This window comes from Pandoraea eparura (genome assembly GCF_902459725.1).
In the GTDB taxonomy this organism is placed as follows: Bacteria; Pseudomonadota; Gammaproteobacteria; order Burkholderiales; family Burkholderiaceae; genus Pandoraea; species Pandoraea eparura.
In genome coordinates, this window is record NZ_CABPSH010000016.1 from 34,919 (window position 1) to 53,403 (window position 18,485).

The 18,485-nt window shown below is 59.3% G+C and carries 14 protein-coding genes; 9 read left to right on the plus strand and 5 right to left on the minus strand.

The window, feature by feature from the left end; translation table 11 throughout:
- The first annotated feature begins 99 nt into the window (after positions 1-99).
- Genes PEP31012_RS21730 through PEP31012_RS21745 form a run of 4 tightly spaced genes read left to right on the plus strand, consistent with a single transcriptional unit; the run spans position 100 to position 7,106 of the window.
- On the plus strand, positions 100-3,072 hold the full coding sequence (locus tag PEP31012_RS21730; RefSeq protein ID WP_150591344.1) for a type I restriction endonuclease subunit R: 2,973 nt from the start codon (positions 100-102) through the stop codon (positions 3,070-3,072).
- Complete coding sequence (locus tag PEP31012_RS21735; protein WP_150591345.1) at positions 3,062-4,402, plus strand: restriction endonuclease subunit S domain-containing protein; 1,341 nt, start codon at positions 3,062-3,064, stop codon at positions 4,400-4,402. Before PEP31012_RS21730 ends, PEP31012_RS21735 begins: the two co-directional genes overlap by 11 nt.
- Positions 4,399-5,499 carry an AAA family ATPase gene (locus PEP31012_RS21740; RefSeq protein ID WP_150591346.1) on the plus strand — a complete coding sequence of 367 codons (1,101 nt, stop codon included), beginning with the start codon at positions 4,399-4,401 and terminating at the stop codon, positions 5,497-5,499. Before PEP31012_RS21735 ends, PEP31012_RS21740 begins: the two co-directional genes overlap by 4 nt.
- Positions 5,496-7,106 carry a type I restriction-modification system subunit M gene (locus PEP31012_RS21745; RefSeq protein ID WP_150591347.1) on the plus strand — a complete coding sequence of 537 codons (1,611 nt, stop codon included), beginning with the start codon at positions 5,496-5,498 and terminating at the stop codon, positions 7,104-7,106. The genes PEP31012_RS21740 and PEP31012_RS21745 overlap by 4 nt, the downstream gene beginning before the upstream one ends.
- Positions 7,107-7,375: 269 nt before the next feature.
- On the opposite strand, the gene PEP31012_RS21750 is transcribed toward PEP31012_RS21745, so the two are convergent.
- Together PEP31012_RS21750 and PEP31012_RS21755 are read right to left on the minus strand one after the other, a co-directional pair.
- On the minus strand, positions 7,376-8,116 hold the full coding sequence (locus tag PEP31012_RS21750; protein ID WP_343039915.1) for a pirin family protein: 741 nt from the start codon (positions 8,114-8,116) through the stop codon (positions 7,376-7,378).
- Between the two features lie 35 nt (positions 8,117-8,151).
- Positions 8,152-8,916, minus strand: coding sequence for an SDR family NAD(P)-dependent oxidoreductase (locus PEP31012_RS21755; protein WP_150591349.1), 765 nt, complete (start codon positions 8,914-8,916; stop codon positions 8,152-8,154).
- Between the two features lie 159 nt (positions 8,917-9,075).
- Between PEP31012_RS21755 and PEP31012_RS21760 the strand changes: the two genes are divergently transcribed.
- Entirely contained in the window at positions 9,076-9,993 is a 918-nt protein-coding gene (locus PEP31012_RS21760) for a LysR family transcriptional regulator (RefSeq protein ID WP_150591350.1), read from the plus strand.
- A gap of 134 nt (positions 9,994-10,127) precedes the next feature.
- On the opposite strand, the gene PEP31012_RS21765 is transcribed toward PEP31012_RS21760, so the two are convergent.
- Positions 10,128-11,093 carry a PDR/VanB family oxidoreductase gene (locus PEP31012_RS21765; protein WP_150591351.1) on the minus strand — a complete coding sequence of 322 codons (966 nt, stop codon included), beginning with the start codon at positions 11,091-11,093 and terminating at the stop codon, positions 10,128-10,130.
- Positions 11,094-11,331: 238 nt separating this feature from the next.
- Here PEP31012_RS21765 and PEP31012_RS21770 point away from each other — a divergent pair, with 238 nt between their 5' ends.
- From PEP31012_RS21770 to nadC, 4 genes are all read left to right on the plus strand, one after another.
- Positions 11,332-12,666, plus strand: a complete 1,335-nt coding sequence (locus PEP31012_RS21770; protein WP_150591352.1) for an MFS transporter — start codon at positions 11,332-11,334, stop codon at positions 12,664-12,666.
- 53 nt (positions 12,667-12,719) lie between these two features.
- Complete coding sequence (locus PEP31012_RS21775) at positions 12,720-13,712, plus strand: PhnD/SsuA/transferrin family substrate-binding protein (RefSeq protein ID WP_150591353.1); 993 nt, start codon at positions 12,720-12,722, stop codon at positions 13,710-13,712.
- Positions 13,713-13,940: 228 nt separating this feature from the next.
- Positions 13,941-14,531, plus strand: a complete 591-nt coding sequence (locus PEP31012_RS21780; RefSeq protein WP_150591354.1) for a MarR family winged helix-turn-helix transcriptional regulator — start codon at positions 13,941-13,943, stop codon at positions 14,529-14,531.
- Between the two features lie 131 nt (positions 14,532-14,662).
- Positions 14,663-15,508 carry a carboxylating nicotinate-nucleotide diphosphorylase gene (gene nadC / locus PEP31012_RS21785; protein WP_150591355.1) on the plus strand — a complete coding sequence of 282 codons (846 nt, stop codon included), beginning with the start codon at positions 14,663-14,665 and terminating at the stop codon, positions 15,506-15,508.
- 168 nt (positions 15,509-15,676) lie between these two features.
- Here the strand turns inward: nadC and PEP31012_RS21790 are convergent, their stop codons facing one another.
- Together PEP31012_RS21790 and PEP31012_RS21795 are read right to left on the minus strand one after the other, a co-directional pair.
- On the minus strand, positions 15,677-16,849 hold the full coding sequence (locus PEP31012_RS21790) for a Gfo/Idh/MocA family protein (RefSeq protein ID WP_150591356.1): 1,173 nt from the start codon (positions 16,847-16,849) through the stop codon (positions 15,677-15,679).
- A gap of 16 nt (positions 16,850-16,865) precedes the next feature.
- Positions 16,866-18,197, minus strand: a complete 1,332-nt coding sequence (locus PEP31012_RS21795; RefSeq protein WP_150591357.1) for a Rieske 2Fe-2S domain-containing protein — start codon at positions 18,195-18,197, stop codon at positions 16,866-16,868.
- Positions 18,198-18,485 lie beyond the last annotated feature (288 nt).

The following is an 18,485-nucleotide window of genomic DNA, read 5'->3' on the forward strand; positions in this document are numbered from 1 at the left end:
AATGACGCAGTCATAAGGAGTGCCTGACGTGGTTTCGATGAACTACCAGGGGCAGACTGCCCGCCAAACCAACGGTCCATCTACGGCAGGAATTGATTCATGACCTCGACAGAAAATCAGATCGAACAGGACCTGATCACCAAGCTTTGCGACCTCAAGTACAGCTATCGGCCCGATATCCGCGATCGCGCCGCTCTCGAGGCCAACTTCCGCGCGAAGTTCGAGGCGCTAAATCGGGTACGGCTGACCGACAGCGAGTTTCAGCGTTTGATCGACAGCATCACCACGCCCGACGTTTACAACGCCGCCCAGACGCTGCGCAACGTCAATAGTTTCGAGCGCGACGACGGAACGCCGCTGAACTACACCCTCGTCAATATCCGTGACTGGTGCAAGAACGACTTCGAGGTGGTCAATCAGTTGCGTATCAACACCGACAACAGCCATCACCGATACGACGTGATGCTGCTGATTAACGGCGTGCCGGTGGTGCAAATCGAGCTGAAAACCCTGGACGTCAGCCCGCGCCGTGCCATGCAGCAGATCGTCGACTACAAAAGCGCACCTGGCAACGGGTACGGCCGGACGCTGCTGTGCTTCGTCCAGCTCTTCATCGTCAGCAACCGCACCGATACCTGGTACTTCGCCAACAACAACGCGCGCCACTTCAGCTTCAATGCTGAAGAACGCTTCTTGCCTGTTTACCAGTTTGCAAGCGAGGACAACAAGAAGGTCACGCAACTGGATAGGTTTGCCGAGAAATTTCTGGCTAAGTGCACCTTGGGGCAGATGATCAGCCGCTACATGGTGTTGGTGGCCAGTGAGCAAAAGCTGCTCATGATGCGGCCTTATCAAATCTATGCCGTCAAGGCCATCGTGGACTGCATCCACCAGAACTGCGGCAATGGCTACATCTGGCACACCACCGGCAGCGGCAAGACGCTCACCTCGTTCAAGGCCTCTACCCTGCTCAAGGACAACCCGGATATCGACAAATGTCTGTTCGTGGTGGACCGCAAAGACCTAGATCGCCAGACCCGAGAGGAATTCAACCGCTTCCAGGAGGGCTGCGTCGAAGAGAATACCAACACCGAAACGCTGGTGCGCCGCCTGCTGTCCGACGACTATTCAGACAAGGTCATCGCCACTACGATCCAGAAGCTGGGCTTGGCGCTCGACGGCACCAACAAGCGCAACTACAAGGAACGCCTTGAGCCACTGCGCAACCAACGCATGGTGTTCATCTTTGACGAGTGCCACCGCTCGCAGTTCGGGGAGAACCACAAAGCCATCAAGGAATTCTTTCCCAACGCCCAGTTGTTCGGCTTCACTGGCACTCCCATCTTCGAGCAGAACGCCAGCTATCAGCAGGTCGAGGGGCAACATGCCAGCTATCGCACCACGGACGACCTCTTCCAGCGGTGCTTGCACCAGTACACCATCACCCACGCCATCGAAGACCGCAACGTCCTGCGCTTCCACGTGGACTACTTCAAGCCCGAGGGCAAGAACCCGCCCAAGCCTGGAGAAGGCTTGGCCAAGGCCAAGGTCATCGAGACTATTCTCGCCAAGCACGATGCCGCCACCAATGGGCGCAAGTTCAATGCTGTACTGGCCACCGCCCGCATCAACGACGCCATAGAGTATTTCGAGGCTTTCAAAGCGCTTCAGTCCAAGAAGCTGGAAGAAGACGACACCTTTCAGCCGCTGAACTTGGCTTGCGTATTTTCCCCGCCCGCCGAGGGAAACAGGGACGTGCAGCAGATTCAGGAAGACCTGCCGCAGGAAAAAGAAGACAACCAAGAAGACCCGGAGGGCAAGAAGGCCGCACTCACCCGCATCATTGCCGACTACAACGCTCGCTTCGGCACCAATCACCGTGTCGGCGAGTTCGATCTGTACTATCAGGACGTGCAAAAACGCATTAAGGATCAGCAGTACCCGAATGCCGATCTGCCGCACGCCCAGAAGATCGACATCACCATCGTGGTGGACATGCTGCTTACTGGATTCGACTCCAAGTACCTCAATGCCCTGTACGTGGACAAGAACCTCAAGCACCATGGGCTGATTCAGGCCTTCTCCCGTACCAATCGCGTGCTCAACGACAGCAAGCCCTACGGCAACATCCTGGACTTCCGTCAGCAGCAAAAGCCCGTGGAAGAAGCTATTACACTCTTCTCCGGTGAGAAGATCGACAATCCGCGCGAGATTTGGCTGGTGGATCCTGCACCCAAGGTCATCGGCAGTCTTCAGACGGCTACACAAAAGCTGGCTGACTTCATGCAATCGCAGGGCCTAGCCAATGCGCCGGAAGACGTGGCCCACCTCAAAGGCGACGCCGCGCGAAGCCAGTTCGTCAATCTGTTCAAGGAAGTGCAGCGCCTAAAGACTCAACTTGATCAGTACACAGACCTCAGCGAGGAGCAGAAAACACAGATCAGCCAGATCGCGTCACCCGACCAGTTGCAAGGTTTTAAAGGCGTGTATCTGGAGACTGCCAAACGGCTCAAGGAGCAGCAGGACAGAGTAGGCGATCAGGCAATGCCCGAGGTGCAGCAGCTTGATTTCGAATTTGTGCTCTTTGCTTCCGCCGTCATCGACTACGACTACATTATGGGGCTGATCGCCCGCATGACGCAGGAGAAGCCCGGCAAGCTCGCCCTTAGCCGCGAGCAGCTCATCGGCCTGATCCAGTCCGACGCCAAGTTCATCGATGAACGCGAGGACATTGCCGAATACATCCGTGGTTTGCCGGTGGGCGAGGCGTTGGACGAAAAGCAGATCCGCACCGGTTACGAGCGTTTCAAGGCCGAGAAGAAGGCCCGCGAACTCACCGACATCGCCGTCAAGCATGGGCTGGCCGCAGATGCGCTGCAAGCTTTTGTGGACGAAGTACTTCGCCGCCGCATCTTTGACGGCGAAGCATTGAGCGAGTTGATGGTTCCGCTGGGCCTAGGCTGGAAGGCTCGCACACAAAGAGAACTGGCACTGGTGGAAGAACTGACGCCACTGCTGCACAAGCTCGCCCAGGGACGCGAGATTTCTGGGCTGAGTGCATATGAGCAATAAGAGCACAAGAGCCATGAGTCAAAAGGACAACGAAAAACGTGCATTGGCGCCACGGCTGAGGTTTCCCGAATTTCGACGTGAATGGGCGTCCTCGCCCATGTCAAAGGTGTATTTTTTCAAAGGCAACAACTCGCTGTCGCGGGACAAGCTGAACTACGAGGTCGGTTCGCTTAGGAATATTCACTACGGCGATATTCACACCAAGTTTGCTCAGCACTTCCGTGTGGACTCTGAATCCGTTCCGTTCATTAATGACGGGGAGTCACATTCGGCGATCAGGCCAGAGAACTACTGCGCACCCGGAGATATCGTTTTCGCGGACGCCTCCGAGGACGTGGCTGACATTGGCAAGGCCATCGAGATTATTGACACGGGTGACGTCCCACTTGTTTCTGGCTTGCACACCATTCTTGCAAAGCCCAACGGAGTTTCTTTTGCTCTGGGCTTTGGGGCCTATCTATTTTCATCCGATAGTGTCAGAACGCAGATTCAGCGTGAAGCCCAAGGAGCAAAGGTGCTTGGTTTGTCAGCGAATCGACTAGGCAATGTGCTATTGCACTACCCGAGTGAAACTGACGAACAACAAAAAATTGCCGACTGCCTGTCTTCTCTCGACGAACTGATAGCGGCGGAAATCAAAAGGCTGGACACCCTCAAGGCCCACAGGAAGGGCCTGATGCAGCAGCTTTTTCCTCGCGAAGGCGAAACCGTTCCCCGCCTGCGCTTTCCTGAGTTTCAGGGGGATGAAGGGTGGAAAGAGTATCCTGTGTCAGCGATGCTTGAGGAGGTGCTGCGTCCCGTCAAAATGGACGATGACGAAGATTACACCCTTGTCACCGTAAAACGCCGATATGGCGGAATTGTCCTTAGAGAGTTTCTAAGGGGGCGAAACATTCTCGTAAAGTCTCAGTTTCGCATTAGAAAAAATGATTTTTTAATATCCAAGAGGCAGATCGTTCACTGTGCATGCGGTCTCGTTCCTGAGGATTATGATGGTGCAATTGTTTCGAACGAGTACACGATTCTAAAATCGAGAAAGAATTGCGACATCGGTTTCTTTAGTTATTTTTCCCAGCAGCCCATTGTCAGTAGGTCTTTTCTGGAATGCAGCGATGGCATTGTTATTGAGAAAATGTTGTTTAAGCCGGAACAGTGGCTCAAAAAGACATTCCTCTTTCCTGGGCTTCAGGAACAGAAGAAAATTGCCGGCTGCCTGTCTTCGCTCGATGAATTGATTGCTGCCAATGATCAAAATATCGAAACTCTTAAAATACATAAGAATGGTTTGATGCGGCAACTCTTTCCGGTGCCAGACGAGGTGCAGAAATGAAGCCGGGTCAGCTCTTTGCTGATCTGCCGGTGCTGGCTGCCCGTTTGCGGCAGGAACTGGAAAACAAGAAGACCATCTTGCTCTATGCCTACAATGGCACCGGCAAAACGCGGCTGTCCATGGCGTTCAAAGACATAGGCAAGCGAGGTGATGCCCGCGATACGCTCTACTTCAACGCCTTTACCGAAGATCTGTTCCATTGGGACAACGACCTGGACGGGGACAGTGACCGCAGGCTGACGCTTAATGCGGCCTCGCGCTTCTTCGCTGGCCTTGCCGAACTGGAGATGGACAACCGTATTCGACCGCTGCTGCAACGTTTTGCGGACTTCGATTTTCGCATCGACACGCAGCGGTGGGTGGTGCGCTTCTCGCGCACGGTGGATGGGCAGGTCATCGACAACATCAAGGTGTCGCGCGGCGAGGAAAATATCTTTGTCTGGTGTTTCTTTCTCGCCATTGTGCAGTTGGTGCTGGACGGTGCGGAAGCCTATCAGTGGGTGAGCAATATCTATATCGATGATCCGATTTCGTCGCTGGATGAGCACAACGCCATTGCCGTGGCTAACCACCTGGCTCAACTGCTCAAACGGTCCGACAGTAAGCTCAAGACCGTTCTTTCGACGCACCACACGCTGTTCTTCAATGTGCTGTGCAATGAGTTGAAAAACGCCAAGCGATTTTTCATCAACAAGAACTCAACCGGTAGCGGCTACGTGTTACGGGAGGAAACGGGGGATACGCCGTTCTTTCACCACGTCGCTGCCTTGGCCGAGCTGTATCAGGCCGCGCAGGAAGACCGGCTGTTCACCCACCATTTCAATATGCTGCGCACGATCTTGGAGAAGACTGCGAGCTTTCACGGACACAAAAACTTCTCGGCATGCATCAAGCGGGAAGACGACGATCCGGATGGCATCTTGCATGCACGTCTGATCAACATCCTAAGCCACGGCAATTATTCGCTCTACGAGCCTCAGCAGATGCTGGACGAGAACAAAGCCTACTTCAGGAAGATCCTGCATGACTTTCTGAACCGCTACCCATTCAATCCAGAATTATTCCCTCAGCCCGCTGAGGCAGCAGACACACCATGACCGAATTCGAAAAACAGAAACTGGGCAAGACCCTCTGGGCCATCGCCGATCAACTGCGCGGCGCGATGAACGCGGACGACTTTCGCGATTACATGCTGGCGTTCCTATTCTTACGCTACCTGTCTGATAATTTCGAGGCCGCCGCAAAGAAAGAGCTGGGGTCAGACTACCCCACCCAGCTCGACAGCTCGATTTCCACGCCATTGCAGCTTTGGTATGAGGGAAATCTAAAAGATGTGCCCGAATTCGAAAAACAGATGCGCCGCAAAGTGCACTATGTGATCGAGCCGCAATATCTGTGGGGCAACATCGCGAAGATGGCGCGCGAACAGAGCAAGTACCTGCTGGACATACTTCAAAAGGGTTTTGAATACATCGAAACAGAATCCTTCGCCAGCACATTCCGAGGACTGTTTTCCGAGATCAATTTAGCCTCAGACAAACTCGGAAAGAGTTACGACGAGCGCAATGCGCGCCTGTGCAAGATCATCAGCGAAATTGCCAAGGGCCTGACGCAGTTTTCCACCGACAGTGACACGCTGGGCGATGCCTACGAATACTTGATCGGCCAGTTTGCGGCCGGCTCCGGTAAAAAGGCCGGCGAGTTCTATACGCCGCAGCCCATTTCCAGCATCCTCTCGGCCATCGTCACACTGGATGGGCAGGAGCCGGCCACAGGCCAGCGCAAACATATGGACAGCGTGCTGGACTTTGCCTGCGGTTCGGGGTCGTTGTTGCTCAATGTGCGCCACCGCATGGGGCCGCATGGTATCGGCAAGATTTACGGGCAGGAGAAGAACATCACCACCTACAACCTCGCGCGCATGAACATGCTGCTGCATGGGGTGAAGGATTCCGAGTTCGACATCTTCCACGGCGATACTCTGCTCAACGAGTGGGACATGATGCGCGAGACCAACCCAGCCAAGATGCCGAAGTTCGACGCCGTGGTCGCTAATCCGCCGTTCAGCTATCGCTGGGAGCCGGCCGAGGCGCTGGGTGAGGACGTGCGCTTCAAGAACCATGGCCTGGCCCCTAAGTCGGCTGCGGACTTTGCGTTTCTGCTGCACGGCTTTCACTTCTTGAAGCAGGACGGCGTGATGGCCATAATCCTGCCGCACGGCGTGTTGTTCCGTGGCGGGGCAGAGGCTCGCATCCGTACCAAGCTGCTTAAGGACGGCCACATCGACACGGTGATCGGGCTCCCGGCAAACTTGTTCTTTTCCACCGGTATTCCGGTCTGCATCTTGGTGCTGAAGAAGTGCAAGAAGCCGGACGACGTACTGTTCATCAACGCTGCCGAACACTTCGAGAAGGGCAAGCGGCAAAACCGGCTGCTACCCGAGTACATCGAGAAGATTATCGATACCTACCAGTTCCGGAAGGAAGAGGCACGCTACTCCCGGCGGGTGAGTATGGAGGAAATCGAGAAGAAGAACGATTTCAATCTGAATATCTCGCGCTATGTGAGTACAGCGGTGGTCGAAGAGGAGATCGACCTTGGGGCAGTGCATACCGACCTGATTTCACTGGATAAGATGATCAAGGTAGCCAACAAGCGGCACAACGAATTCCTCGCGGAGCTGGGAATGCCTTTGCTGCCGTGATTAATATCCCGCGAAAGCCGTTCTGCTTATAGGGGGAGTTGTGGTTCGTTGAATGAATCGGGGCCAACGAGCGCCCGACGTCTCCCCCGATTTGAGTAGCGCGCAGATTTAGAGTCCAATCACGTAGTAAGAAGATCGCGCTAGCCGACGTTCATCTCCAGCCCGTCGAGGTCCGCTCTCGACACCTGCCTATTCGCGGGAGCGCAGCTCAGTGGCGATACTGACCCGAGAAAGCATTCAATCGCTTGAGCAAACGCAGGTCACTCACTTCAGCCCAGAAGCTCCACCATCGCGACGTCAGTGTCGCTGATCGCGTCAATCAAAACGTTGGACTCGTCCGTCACTAGCGCGCCATCACGCGGTTCGAGCCGTACGCCCGCAATGTCGATCCGACCGTGGTCGGTTACGAAATAAGCCGCTTGCGGTGAATCCAATGCAACGCGCATCGATAGCCCTTCACGCAGCATCGCGATCCTTACGCGCGCATTGGTATCGATCGGCAATGCACCTGCTCGCACGTCCGCCGGATCACCGCTCGCGAGGGTCACGAACTGCCCGTCGCGTTGCGTCTTCGAGCAACTTCCCATCGTCCAGCGCGGCGTGCCACCTGGGGCACGCGGCTGCAGCCAGATTTGAAACATCCGCGCCGGTGCATCTTCGTCGTTGCGCTCGGCGTGATGAATGCCCGTACCGGCATGCATGGCTTGCACGGTGTCTACGACGAGACGCGCGCGATTGCCCGCATCGTCCTCATGCGTGATTGCGCCCGAGCGTACCCACGTGACAATTTCAATGTCGCGATGCGGATGCAGCCCGAAGCCCGAATGCGGTGCAACTTCGTCGTCGTTCCAGACGACCAACGGCCCCAGTGGTCGATGCGCGAGTTGTCCAAGATTGCCGATGCGAAAATGCAACCGAGCGCTCAGCCACTTACGCGAGAGTGTGCCCAACGAAGTAAAGGGCCGATGTTCAGTCACGATGCAGCCTCCAAAGGAGGCCGGCAGCACCACGCGATGTGGGCCGCCGGCCTCGACGCCTGTTTCGTTCAGATCTGCTGTTGACCGCCGTCGACGAACAGCTCGGCCCCATTCACGAAGCTTGCATCGTCGGATGCGAGGAACAGCGCAGCGCTTGCGATTTCTTCCGGCTCGCCGAGGCGTGCCAGCGGAATCTGCGCGGCAAGGTAATCGGCCAGACCTTGCCGTTGCGCGGCGTCGTCGCCAGCCAGATCGAGAAGACCGGGCGTGCGGGTCGCGCCCGGGCTGATCGTATTCACGCGGATCCGGCGCGGCTTCAGGTCAAGAATCCAGCTGCGGGCAAACGCGCGCACCGCCGCTTTCGACGCCGAGTACACGCTGAATGCCGCAGTACCCGAGCTGCCAGCCGTCGAGCCGGTCAGGATCACCGACGCACCGTCGGCCAGCAGCGGCAGCGCCTTCTGCACCGTGAACAGCACGGCCTTCACGTTGCGATCGAATGTTTCGTCATAGTGCGCCTCGGTAATGTCGCCGAGCGCGAGCATCGAGCCGCCGCCGGCGTTCGCGAACAGCACATCCAGACGGCCGTGCGCCTCGCTGATCTGCGCGTAAAGCGAATCCAGCTCGTCCAGCTTCGTCGAGTCGACGCGCAGGCCGGTGGCCGTGCCGCCGGCTTCACGAATCGATGCGACGGCCGCATCGAGTTCGGCCTGACGGCGGCCGGTCAGATAGACGTGCGCGCCTTCGGCGGCAAAGCGTTGCGCGGTGGCCAGACCAATGCCGCTGGTGGCGCCGGTGACGAGTGCGATCTTGTTGTCGAGCTTGCGTGTCATGGTGTTGCTCCTTCGTTCTGTTGGGTCGATCGGTGGCGCCGGTATGCGGCGTTCGCGGCGGATTGCTTGCTGCGATGTAAGGAGAATATCGATGGCGCGATGTTTTCGAAATAGAATGAATTGCAAACCACCGTTGCAAATTTGAAATGATGGGGAATCATGTCGAAGCTGCCTGATTTCGAAGGACTCGCGATGTTTGCCAAGGTCGCCGAGGAAGGCTCGTTCGCGGCCGCAGCGCGCGAGCTGGGGGTATCGGTCGCCACCGTGTCGCGCGGCGTCGCCCGTCTGGAGGACCGGTTGGGCGCACGGCTGCTCAATCGCACGTCGCGCCAGCTCGCGCTGACTGAGTTCGGCAGGACGCTGTGCGAGACGGCTGGCGAGATCTATCGGCAGGCCGAGGCGGCAGAAGGCGCCGCCCGCGAGTTGTCGGTGCAGCCGCGCGGGCTTGTGCGACTGGCGGTGCCGATGTCGTTCGGGCTGAGGTGGGTTGCGCCGCTGATGCCGGAATTCTTCCGCCGCTATCCAGACGTGCAAGTCGATCTGCATCTGGCCGATTCGACTGTCGAACTGGTCGCCGAGGGGTTCGACGCGGCACTGCGAATCGCCGCGCTGCCCGATTCGGCGCTGGTCGCGCGCCGTCTGTGTGCGGTTACGCAATATGTGGTCGCCTCGCCCGCCTATCTGGCGCGCGAGGGACGGCCCGCGCATCCGCGTGACCTTTTGGACCGGCCCTGCATGTCCTATGCGTATCGAGCGCGCAGCGATGTCTGGCGCTTCACCAACGACGCCGGCGACGAGGAACCGGTGATGCCGACCGGCCCGCTGCGCGTGACCAATTCCGATGCGCTTCTGCCGATGCTGCTGGAAGGGCTCGCGATCGCCGAGCTGCCGGAATTCATCGCGAGCGAATATCTGAGCGACGGACGGCTTGAGGCGATCCTCACCGACTGGTCCTTGACGAAGGGCGGCCTGTACTTCGTCACGCCCTCGGCGAGGGCGCGGCCGGCGAAGGTGAGCGCGTTGTCAGACTACCTTGCTGAGCACCTGAGCGAACCGACCTGGCGCTGGCCGAAGTAATCACCGCTCATCAGCCAGCCACGTCATTGCGATAATGCGACGATAAGTTTCGAACACTTCTGTTCTGGCCCAGTTATAGCCGAGCAGATCGCCTCGGCCCTGGTGAGGCGCAAGAGATGGGTTTCGCTTGCGGCTCAGAGATCGAGCACCAACTCCGCCGATTTCGCGCGCGATACACAGACCATGATCTGCGTCTCCTCCTCGTCCTCGCGCAACACGAGATCCCGATGATCCGCCTCGCCTGAACACAGCCCCGTCCTGCACGAACCACAGGTGCCGCTTTCGCACGAACTCGGCACGCGAACGTTCGCGTCGCGCAACACGTCGAGGATCGAGCGGTTGGCGGGAATGTCGAACGACGTACCGGTGCGGGCAAGCCGCACGGTGAACGGCGTGTTCTCGCGCGTATTCGCGTTGCTCGCACCGAAGCTCTCGAAGTGAACGGTGCCCGACGGCCAGTGACCCGTCATGTCCCGCACGGTGTCCATCAGCGCCTGCGGGCCGCAGCAGTACACATGCGCTGCCTTTGGCCGCTCGAACACAGGCCAGAAGTCGAACGCGTTCGACGGATCGCCGTGATCGTGGTGAATCGTCACGTCCGAGCGCCACTCGTCACTGCTGAGTTCATCGACGAACGCCGTGCCTTCCGGATCGCGGGCGAGGTAGTACAGCTTGAACGAGCGCAGGCCCTCCGCCCGCAACTGTCGCGCCATCGACAGCATCGGCGTAATCCCGATGCCGCCCGCGACGAGAATGAACGACTTTGCCCGCTCGTCGAGCGGAAATTCATTGCGGGGCAGAGATACATCTACGGCGTCGCCCTCTGCCGTGTCGTCGACGAAGCTCATCGAGCCGCCGCGTCCGTTGCTGTCACGCTTCACCGCGATGACGTAACGATTGCGCTCCTGCGAGTCATTGCACAGCGAATAGCTGCGTCGCAAACCGTTGGGCACCACAACGGTCAAGTTCGCGCCCGCCTCGAACGGCGGCAACGGCGCGCCCTGCGGGTCGGTCAGGTCAAAGCGCCAGATGTCACGGGCGATCTTCTCCTTGCCCGCAATCTTCAGACGAAGAAAGCCGTCTTCTTGGGGTGTCGTCATGTCTGTCTCCTTCTGGCCGATCCGGCGCTGCGTTGCTTCAACATGGATCGTATATTATTACTAGATCTCTAATTTAACAAGTCAAGACGCGCGACGCTTCGCGACCTTACTCTCGGTATAAACCCGTGCTTGCCAGCAACAAAAAGCCGCCGTAACCTTTAAATTAGAAATCTAATTATGTGATGGGGGAACGTCTGTTCCAGCCGGCATCACAAATGAAATTCGGAGATATTGAGACATGGCACATTCAACGTTGCACTCTGGAGACGTACCCCTGCCTGCCGTAGCCGACTCGGCGGCCGAGGAGGCGACTTACCGCAAGATCACGCTGAGGTTGATGACCTTCCTTTTCCTTTGTTGGGTCCTTAACTATCTCGACCGCGTCAACGTCAGCTTCGCGCAACTGCAGCTGAAGCACGATCTCGGTATGAGCGACGCTGCTTACGGCCTTGGGGTGAGTCTGTTCTTCATTGGCTACATCCTGCTCGAAGTGCCGAGCACGCTCTTGCTCCGTCGCATCGGCGCCCGCAAGACCGTCACGCGGATCATGCTGCTGTGGGGGGGCATCTCCACTGCGATGGCGTTCATGACCGCTCCGTGGCAGTTCTACCTCGCCCGAACGCTTCTCGGCGCGGCGGAAGCGGGCTTCTGGCCCGGGATCATTCTCTATCTCTCGTACTGGTATCCGGCCAAACGCCGTGCTCGCATCACGTCGCGATTCTTGCTGGCGATTGCGGTTGCGGGGATCGTCGGCGGCCCGCTCTCCGGCTACATCCTCCAAAACTTCATGGACGTCTGGGGTTTCCGCAACTGGCAGTGGCTGTTCTTCCTTGAAGGATTGCCCGCTGTAATTGCGGGTGTCGTTGCGTATTTCTATCTGATCGACAGGCCGCAGGAGGCCGCGTGGCTGACCGATGAGCAAAAGCGTCTCGTCATTGGCGCACTGGAGGAAGAAAGCCGCAGCAAGCCGCATGACGCGCCGAGCAATCTGCTCGCCGCACTGCGCGACCCGCGCGTGTACGTGATTGCTGCAGGCTGGGCCACGGTGCCCATTTGCGGGACCATCCTTAATTACTGGACGCCGACGATCATCAAACAGGCGGGCGTTTCCAACCTGTTGCAAATCGGCTTCATGTCGGCCTTGCCCTACATCGTCGGCGCCATTGCCATGCTGTTCATCGCGCGCAGCTCGGACCTGCGCCTCGAGCGCCGCTGGCACTTCGTCAGCGTGACGACAGCAGGCGCGGCAGGCGCTGTGCTCCTCACCCTGGTCACGCATAACTGGCTCGCTGCGATCGGATGCCTGAGTCTCGTCTCGATCAGTTATTTCGCGGCCGCAGCGATTATTTGGACTATCCCGCCGACGTACCTCAAAGGCACGGCCGCCGCCGGCGGTATTGGTGTGATCAGTAGCCTCGGGCAAGTCGGCGCCTTCTTCGCGCCTATCGTCCTCGGCTGGGTGAAGAGCGTGAGCGGCAGCTTTTCAGCGGGCATCCTGCTGGTCGCATTATTTACGTTTGTAGGCGGCATCGCCGTGCTTCTGGGGGTTCCGCGCGAGCGGCGAGCACCGTAACGCGCGACGCTGGGTGCGAAACCATGAATTTTCATTGTGAGAAGGGAACAGGAATGAGCAAGCTTCAACTTTCCATCGCCGTGGGCAACTACGACCGGATGCGACCGCTGATCGACGGCGACGTCCAGATCGACGGCGTGGACCCGGTGTTTATGTTGCAGGATCCGGAGGAGATTTTCTTCCGTGCGTTCCGCCATGCCGACTATGACATTTGCGAGCTATCGCTCAGCAGCTACTCGGTGAAGACGGCGGCGGGCACGTCGCCGTACATCGCCGTGCCGGTCTTTCCGTCGCGCGCGTTCCGTCACAGCTCGATCTACGTGCGCGCCGATCGCGGCATCAACCGGCCCGAGGATCTCAAGGGCAAGCGCATCGGTGTGCCGGAGTATCAGCTCACGGCCAACGTGTGGGTCCGAATGTTCCTCGAGGAAGAGTACGGCGTGAAAGCCTCGGACATTCGCTGGGTTCGAGGCGGCTACGAAGATCCCACGCGCGTGGAGAAAATCGCACTCAAGCTTCCCGAGGGCGTTGTGCTGGAGAACGCGCCAGAGGGTCGGACGATTTCGAACTTGCTGGCCGAGGGGGAAATCGACGGCGTGATCGGACCGCGCGCACCGTCGTGCTTCGACCGGGGACATCCGCAAGTGAAATACCTGTTCGAAGATCCGCAGAAGGCCGCCGCGGAATGGTATGAGCGGCGCAAGCTGTTCCCGATCATGCATACGCTCGGCATTCGCAAGTCGCTCACGGAGCAGCATCCGTGGCTTCCAGGCGCCATCGTCAAGGCATTTGAGAAGTCGAAGGAGATCGCGCTCGCACGCCTGAGCGATACCTCGGCAACCAAGGTGACACTGCCATTCATCGAGGACCAGTTGCGCAACGCGCGACGGCTGATGGGCCACGATTTCTGGTCGTACGGCTTCGCGGAGAACGAGAAAGTGATCGACCGCTTCCTCGCCCAGCACCATGCGGAAGGGTTGTCGAGCCGCCGCGTGCAGCCCGCTGAACTGTTTCACCCGGCAAGTCTGGAGAGCTTCAAGATCTGACGTCCCGCCCCGCAAGTTCGGTCGCCGCCGTGTGTCTGGCCAAATGCCAGGGGCGCGGGGGAAAACCCGAGCGGTGGTCCGACCATGGACGCAGTGTTTCCCGACCCCGCCGATGTATACGCGCAAGCGGCCGCGCGCGAACTCCCGCCGTACCCGTCTGCTGTGACTCATGCGCCGGATTCGGCGATATGATTGCCGTATGTTTGGTTATTACGGGATGAGGAAGGTATGGCAACAGCACGCTCCCTTGGCAAATCCGGGGCACAAAGCACAGATCCCATTCTCCGGCACTGGCGCGAGGCGGTGCCCGACGATCGTCTCGCCCACCTGATCAAGGATGCAGCCCGCGCGATGGTGCGCGGACTGCAAATGCGCCTCGCGCAACATGAGGTGTCATTTGGCCACTGGGCTTTCCTGCGCGTGCTCTGGGTCAACGACGGGCTCACGCAAAAGGAGCTCAGCGACGAAACCGGAACCACGACGCCCACCACCTTCAGCGCGGTGCAGGCGATGGAAAAGCTCGGTTATGTCGAGCGCCGTTATGCCCCCGGCAACCGCAAGAACACCCACGTTTTCCTCACGCCACGCGGCCGGAACCTCAAAAAAAAGCTCGTTCCGCTTGCAGAAGAAGTCAATGAGATCAGTGTTGACGGTTTAAAGGCGACCGAGATTAACGTCGCGCGCAAGGTTCTGCTGACGATCATCGAGAACATGGCACGCGACGAATCCGAGTCTAACGATCCGTCGCGTCGCATTCCGTCGACGCGCGAGGTGGGTAATCTCATCGCGGCACGCGCCGAAGCGTCCGAACACGATTGACGCGCAGCGCGACACTTCAGACCATTCCCAGCTGGCTATATTATTATAGATCTAATAATATTTGTGGCCGTGCCCACGCACGCTGGCAGGCCACTGCATGCTGCTTTCCCGCTCAAAATACGGATACTGGAATGGATGAAATGACCCGCGCGGCGATGTTGCGCAACGTCCGCGATGCGCTTGCGGAAGATGTCGGCAACGCCGACTGGACGTCGCTGCTGATCAACCCCGACGCCTCAGCCGAGGCCGTCCTGACCGTGCGGGAGCCCGCACGGCTGTGTGGCAGGCCGTGGTTTGACGAAACACTCCGGCAGGTGGACCCGCGTATTGCGATTGAGTGGTTTGTCGGCGAAGGCGAAGGAATGCACGAAGGGCAGATCGTTTGCCGGATCACCGGTCCAGCCCGCGGCATGCTCGTGGCCGAGCGCACGGCGCTCAACTTCCTTCAGTTGCTTTCGGGTGTCGCCACCGAGACGAGTGCGATGGTGCGCATCGTCGAGGGCACGGCGGCGCGCATCCTCGACACGAGAAAAACGCTTCCGGGCTTGCGCCTCGCGCAAAAATACGCGGTGCGTATCGGCGGTGGCGAAAACCATCGTCGTGGACTGTACGACGGCATCCTGATCAAGGAAAACCATATCGCGGCCGGGGGCGGCATTGCCTCCACTATTCGGGCGGCGCAGGCTCTGGGGGCGGGCGTACCGGTGCAGGTCGAAGTGGAAACGCTCGCTGAGTTAAACGAAGCGTTGGCCGAGGGCGCCACGGCGATTCTGCTCGACAATTTCTCGCTCGACGCGATGCGTGAGGCCGTGGATGTCACCGCAGGGCGCGCTGAGCTGGAAGTGTCGGGTGGCGTTACGGAGGACACCCTGCGCGCCATTGCGGAGACCGGCGTGGACCGTATTTCGTTAGGCAAGCTGACGAAGAACGTCACGGCGACCGATTTTTCATTGCGCTTTGCGGCGTTCGCCGGATAGCGCAGTCGAGCGCACATACGCGCCCCGCAGAAGTCGGGGCCGTTGCCAGCGATCCAGTTTTCCAACTGTCCGGCTTGCCGGAAGCGCCGATAAAAAATCCCTCGTTTTAACTGTACTTGGCTCAGTTCAAAACGAGGGTAACAAGGGATATTGCCTTTCCTGGAGCGATCAAAGGGTTACATCTGCGCCCGTTTCGCTCGACTTCAGAATCGCGATACAGATTTCCAGTGTGCCTTTCGCCCATTCGCCATCGTGCAGCGGTCTGCGTCCGTCGACGACTGCGCCATACAACTCGTCGATGACTTCAGCGCGCGGCACGACGGGCACAGGCAGCGGCAGCGTTTGGCGCTGCTCGTCGCCGTAGATGACGATCGAATCGGGCAGCGGGCGCAGGTCCGCATGCTTGCACGACACGATGATCGGGCCGAAATGCTGATGGAATCGTTGTGGCTCGTCCGCGGCGGCGGGCGGTTTGTATGCCGATCCGCCGTAGGTGCCAGCCGCCTTGAGGTCGGCCTCGTCATTCGAGGACGCAAGCGTCTTCAGACGGCGGCGGGCGCTGCCGTACGTGTCGGGGCTCGTACGATCGCCCATTTCGCCGATCCAGCCGCTCCACTCGTCGGTATTGAAGTGGCCGTACCCGTTGTATGAGAGCGAGGCATAGGCGCCGTTTTCGAACCAGATCAGCGCCGAATAGGCCCCCTCGGTCGGGCGCGACGGATCCCACCGGCCGACGCTCGCACGCAGCCGGATTGCGCGTGAGCCGGCCAGCATGCGCACGATGTCAACCTGGTGCGCCGCCTGGCTGAAGACGGCGCCGCCGCCTTCAGCCGTCGCCAGCTCCTCGGGCCGGCGCGGTCGGTACAGGTAGTCGGTGTAGTTGATGGCCTGGATCATCTTCACCGCGCCGAATTCGCCGAGACGGATCAATTCTCGCGTGCGCAGGTACGGTGTATCGAAGCTGTGGCAATGGCCGACCATCAGATGCACGCCCGCGGCACGGCATGCGGCGATCATGCGGTCGCAATCGGCGGCGCCGAGCGCCATGGGTTTCTCGACCAGTACGTGTTTGCCTTTTGCCGCGGCAATTTCCGTGTGCTGCGCGTGGAACTGGTGCGGGCTCGCAATGTAGATGATCTCGACGTTATCGTCATCCGCCAACGCCGCCACGTCCGCATAGGTGGGCGCCGCGAAGTCGGCGGCGAACTGCCGCCGCGCATCCGCACGGGGATCGCACGCAGCGACGAGTTGGACTCTGGGGTCGCGCAGGAAGGTCGGCAGCATCAGCGAGAATGCCCGTCCCAGTCCTGCGACCCCGATGCGCAAACGGCGCTGATCCATAACCGTGTGCCTCCCGTTATTGCTTGACCTGATAGTCCGTTGCGAGCGCGGCCGGCTGGTCGGTGAGTTCCGGGTTCCGCTTGCTGACATAACGCGCGGCATACATGCGCCAGTCGATTTCCTTCGGCACGACGGCCTGGTAGGAGCATGTGTTCTGGGGAATCGCCTTCGCACCGGTGCCAATGGCGTTGCCGTCCTTGTCGAGTTCCGCGAGTGCGTCGAGCATGCGGCGCCGGAATTCGACGATCGCGAGATCGCTTGCCCCGAGACGCTCGTCAGAGCGGTCAGCGATCGGACCCATCGTGACCCACATGGCGATGTCCTGGTTGGGGAAGCCCGAAATGCCCGTGAAATTGCCGGCCTTCATCGCCTGGCGGTCCTGCCAGAAGCGGTTGTCGTGATTGCGAAGCGGCCGATAGTACCGGTCGAGATCGATGCCGACCTGCTGACGCAGGAACTTGCGCCAAGTTTCAGTTTCCGGTGTCGTCTCTGGATCGCCCCAGGCGATGAAGTAGAACGCCGTGTTCGTGTCGTCCATCGGCACGTTGATGTTCGCGACGTTGTAGAGATTGTTCGGGGGAATCAGCACCGTGCCCGGCGCCACGAACACCGTCGAGCGCACGTAGTCGTGCGTGCCGGCGTTGAAGATCGGGCGGCGCAGCGCGGCATAACGGAAGCCATAGTCGGTACGCTCGACCTGCAGGCGCGGGGCCTTGTCGGTGGAGGGGCGCAGCCAGTTCTTGTCGGTCGCTTCGGCGCCGCCGACGCGTGCCGGCACGAAGTCGGACGAATGCAGGCTGGAGCTGTGTGCGGAGTCGATCGCGCCTTCGAGGATCTGCGCCCAGTTGCACGGCAGCAGCGCCTTGGCAATGCTCACGCGGGTATCAGCGGTCGGCGCCCAGGCCGGCGGCACGAATTCGGGGATGGCGTCTTGCGGGCCCATATACGCCCACACCATGCCCCCCCATTCCTGCACCGGATAAGCTTTGTGCTTGACCTTGTCGGTCATGCAGCTCGCCGCCGGCTCGGACACCATTTCAAGCACATTACCTGCGACGTCGAACTTCCAGCCGTGATACAGGCAGCGCAGGCCGGCGTCTTCATTGCGGCCGTAGACGAGCGAGGCACGGCGGTGCGGGCAGTACTCGTCCAGCACCCCAACGCGGCCTTCCGAATCACGGAACACGACGAGGTCCTCGCCAAATACGCGCGCCTTTACCGGCGCGCCATCCGGCTCGGCGACTTCTTCGATCAGGCAAACCGGCGTCCAGTGTCGGCGCATCAGTTGGCCCATCGGGGCATCGCCTTCGACGCGGCACAGCAATTCATTCTCTTGGTGGGTCAGCATGTCATGTCTCCCGGCGACAGGTCGCCTTCATCAGCAGGTTTTGCTAACTATATTAGATATCTAGTTAAATTGGCAAGAGGCTTGCTGGCGCATCCGGGAAAGTACGCATGGCGGGAAGTGTCGCTGGACATCGAAACGCTGGTTGGCGTATCGGATGGATACGTTTAGTAGGGAGCAAAGCCGGCGGGCGTGGCAGGCGAGCGGGGCGCAGAAACACTCAATACCGTTCGACAAGTTGATGACGTGCTGCGAGAGATCGCGTCCGCGTCTGAGGAGCAACGCAACGGC

Excerpts from the sequence above, each read along its gene's own strand:
- PEP31012_RS21780 (WP_150591354.1), top strand. The coding sequence starts at position 13,941 with ATGGCAACAGCACGCTCCCTTGGCAAATCCGGGGCACAAAGCACAGAT.
- PEP31012_RS21740 (WP_150591346.1), top strand. The coding sequence starts at position 4,399 with ATGAAGCCGGGTCAGCTCTTTGCTGATCTGCCGGTGCTGGCTGCCCGT.
- PEP31012_RS21775 (WP_150591353.1), top strand. The coding sequence starts at position 12,720 with ATGAGCAAGCTTCAACTTTCCATCGCCGTGGGCAACTACGACCGGATG.
- PEP31012_RS21735 (WP_150591345.1), top strand. The coding sequence starts at position 3,062 with ATGAGCAATAAGAGCACAAGAGCCATGAGTCAAAAGGACAACGAAAAA.
- nadC (WP_150591355.1), top strand. The coding sequence starts at position 14,663 with ATGGATGAAATGACCCGCGCGGCGATGTTGCGCAACGTCCGCGATGCG.
- PEP31012_RS21760 (WP_150591350.1), top strand. The coding sequence starts at position 9,076 with ATGTCGAAGCTGCCTGATTTCGAAGGACTCGCGATGTTTGCCAAGGTC.
- PEP31012_RS21730 (WP_150591344.1), top strand. The coding sequence starts at position 100 with ATGACCTCGACAGAAAATCAGATCGAACAGGACCTGATCACCAAGCTT.
- PEP31012_RS21770 (WP_150591352.1), top strand. The coding sequence starts at position 11,332 with ATGGCACATTCAACGTTGCACTCTGGAGACGTACCCCTGCCTGCCGTA.
- PEP31012_RS21795 (WP_150591357.1), bottom strand. The coding sequence starts at position 18,197 with ATGCTGACCCACCAAGAGAATGAATTGCTGTGCCGCGTCGAAGGCGAT.
- PEP31012_RS21765 (WP_150591351.1), bottom strand. The coding sequence starts at position 11,093 with ATGACGACACCCCAAGAAGACGGCTTTCTTCGTCTGAAGATTGCGGGC.
- PEP31012_RS21745 (WP_150591347.1), top strand. The coding sequence starts at position 5,496 with ATGACCGAATTCGAAAAACAGAAACTGGGCAAGACCCTCTGGGCCATC.
- PEP31012_RS21790 (WP_150591356.1), bottom strand. The coding sequence starts at position 16,849 with ATGGATCAGCGCCGTTTGCGCATCGGGGTCGCAGGACTGGGACGGGCA.
- PEP31012_RS21755 (WP_150591349.1), bottom strand. The coding sequence starts at position 8,916 with ATGACACGCAAGCTCGACAACAAGATCGCACTCGTCACCGGCGCCACC.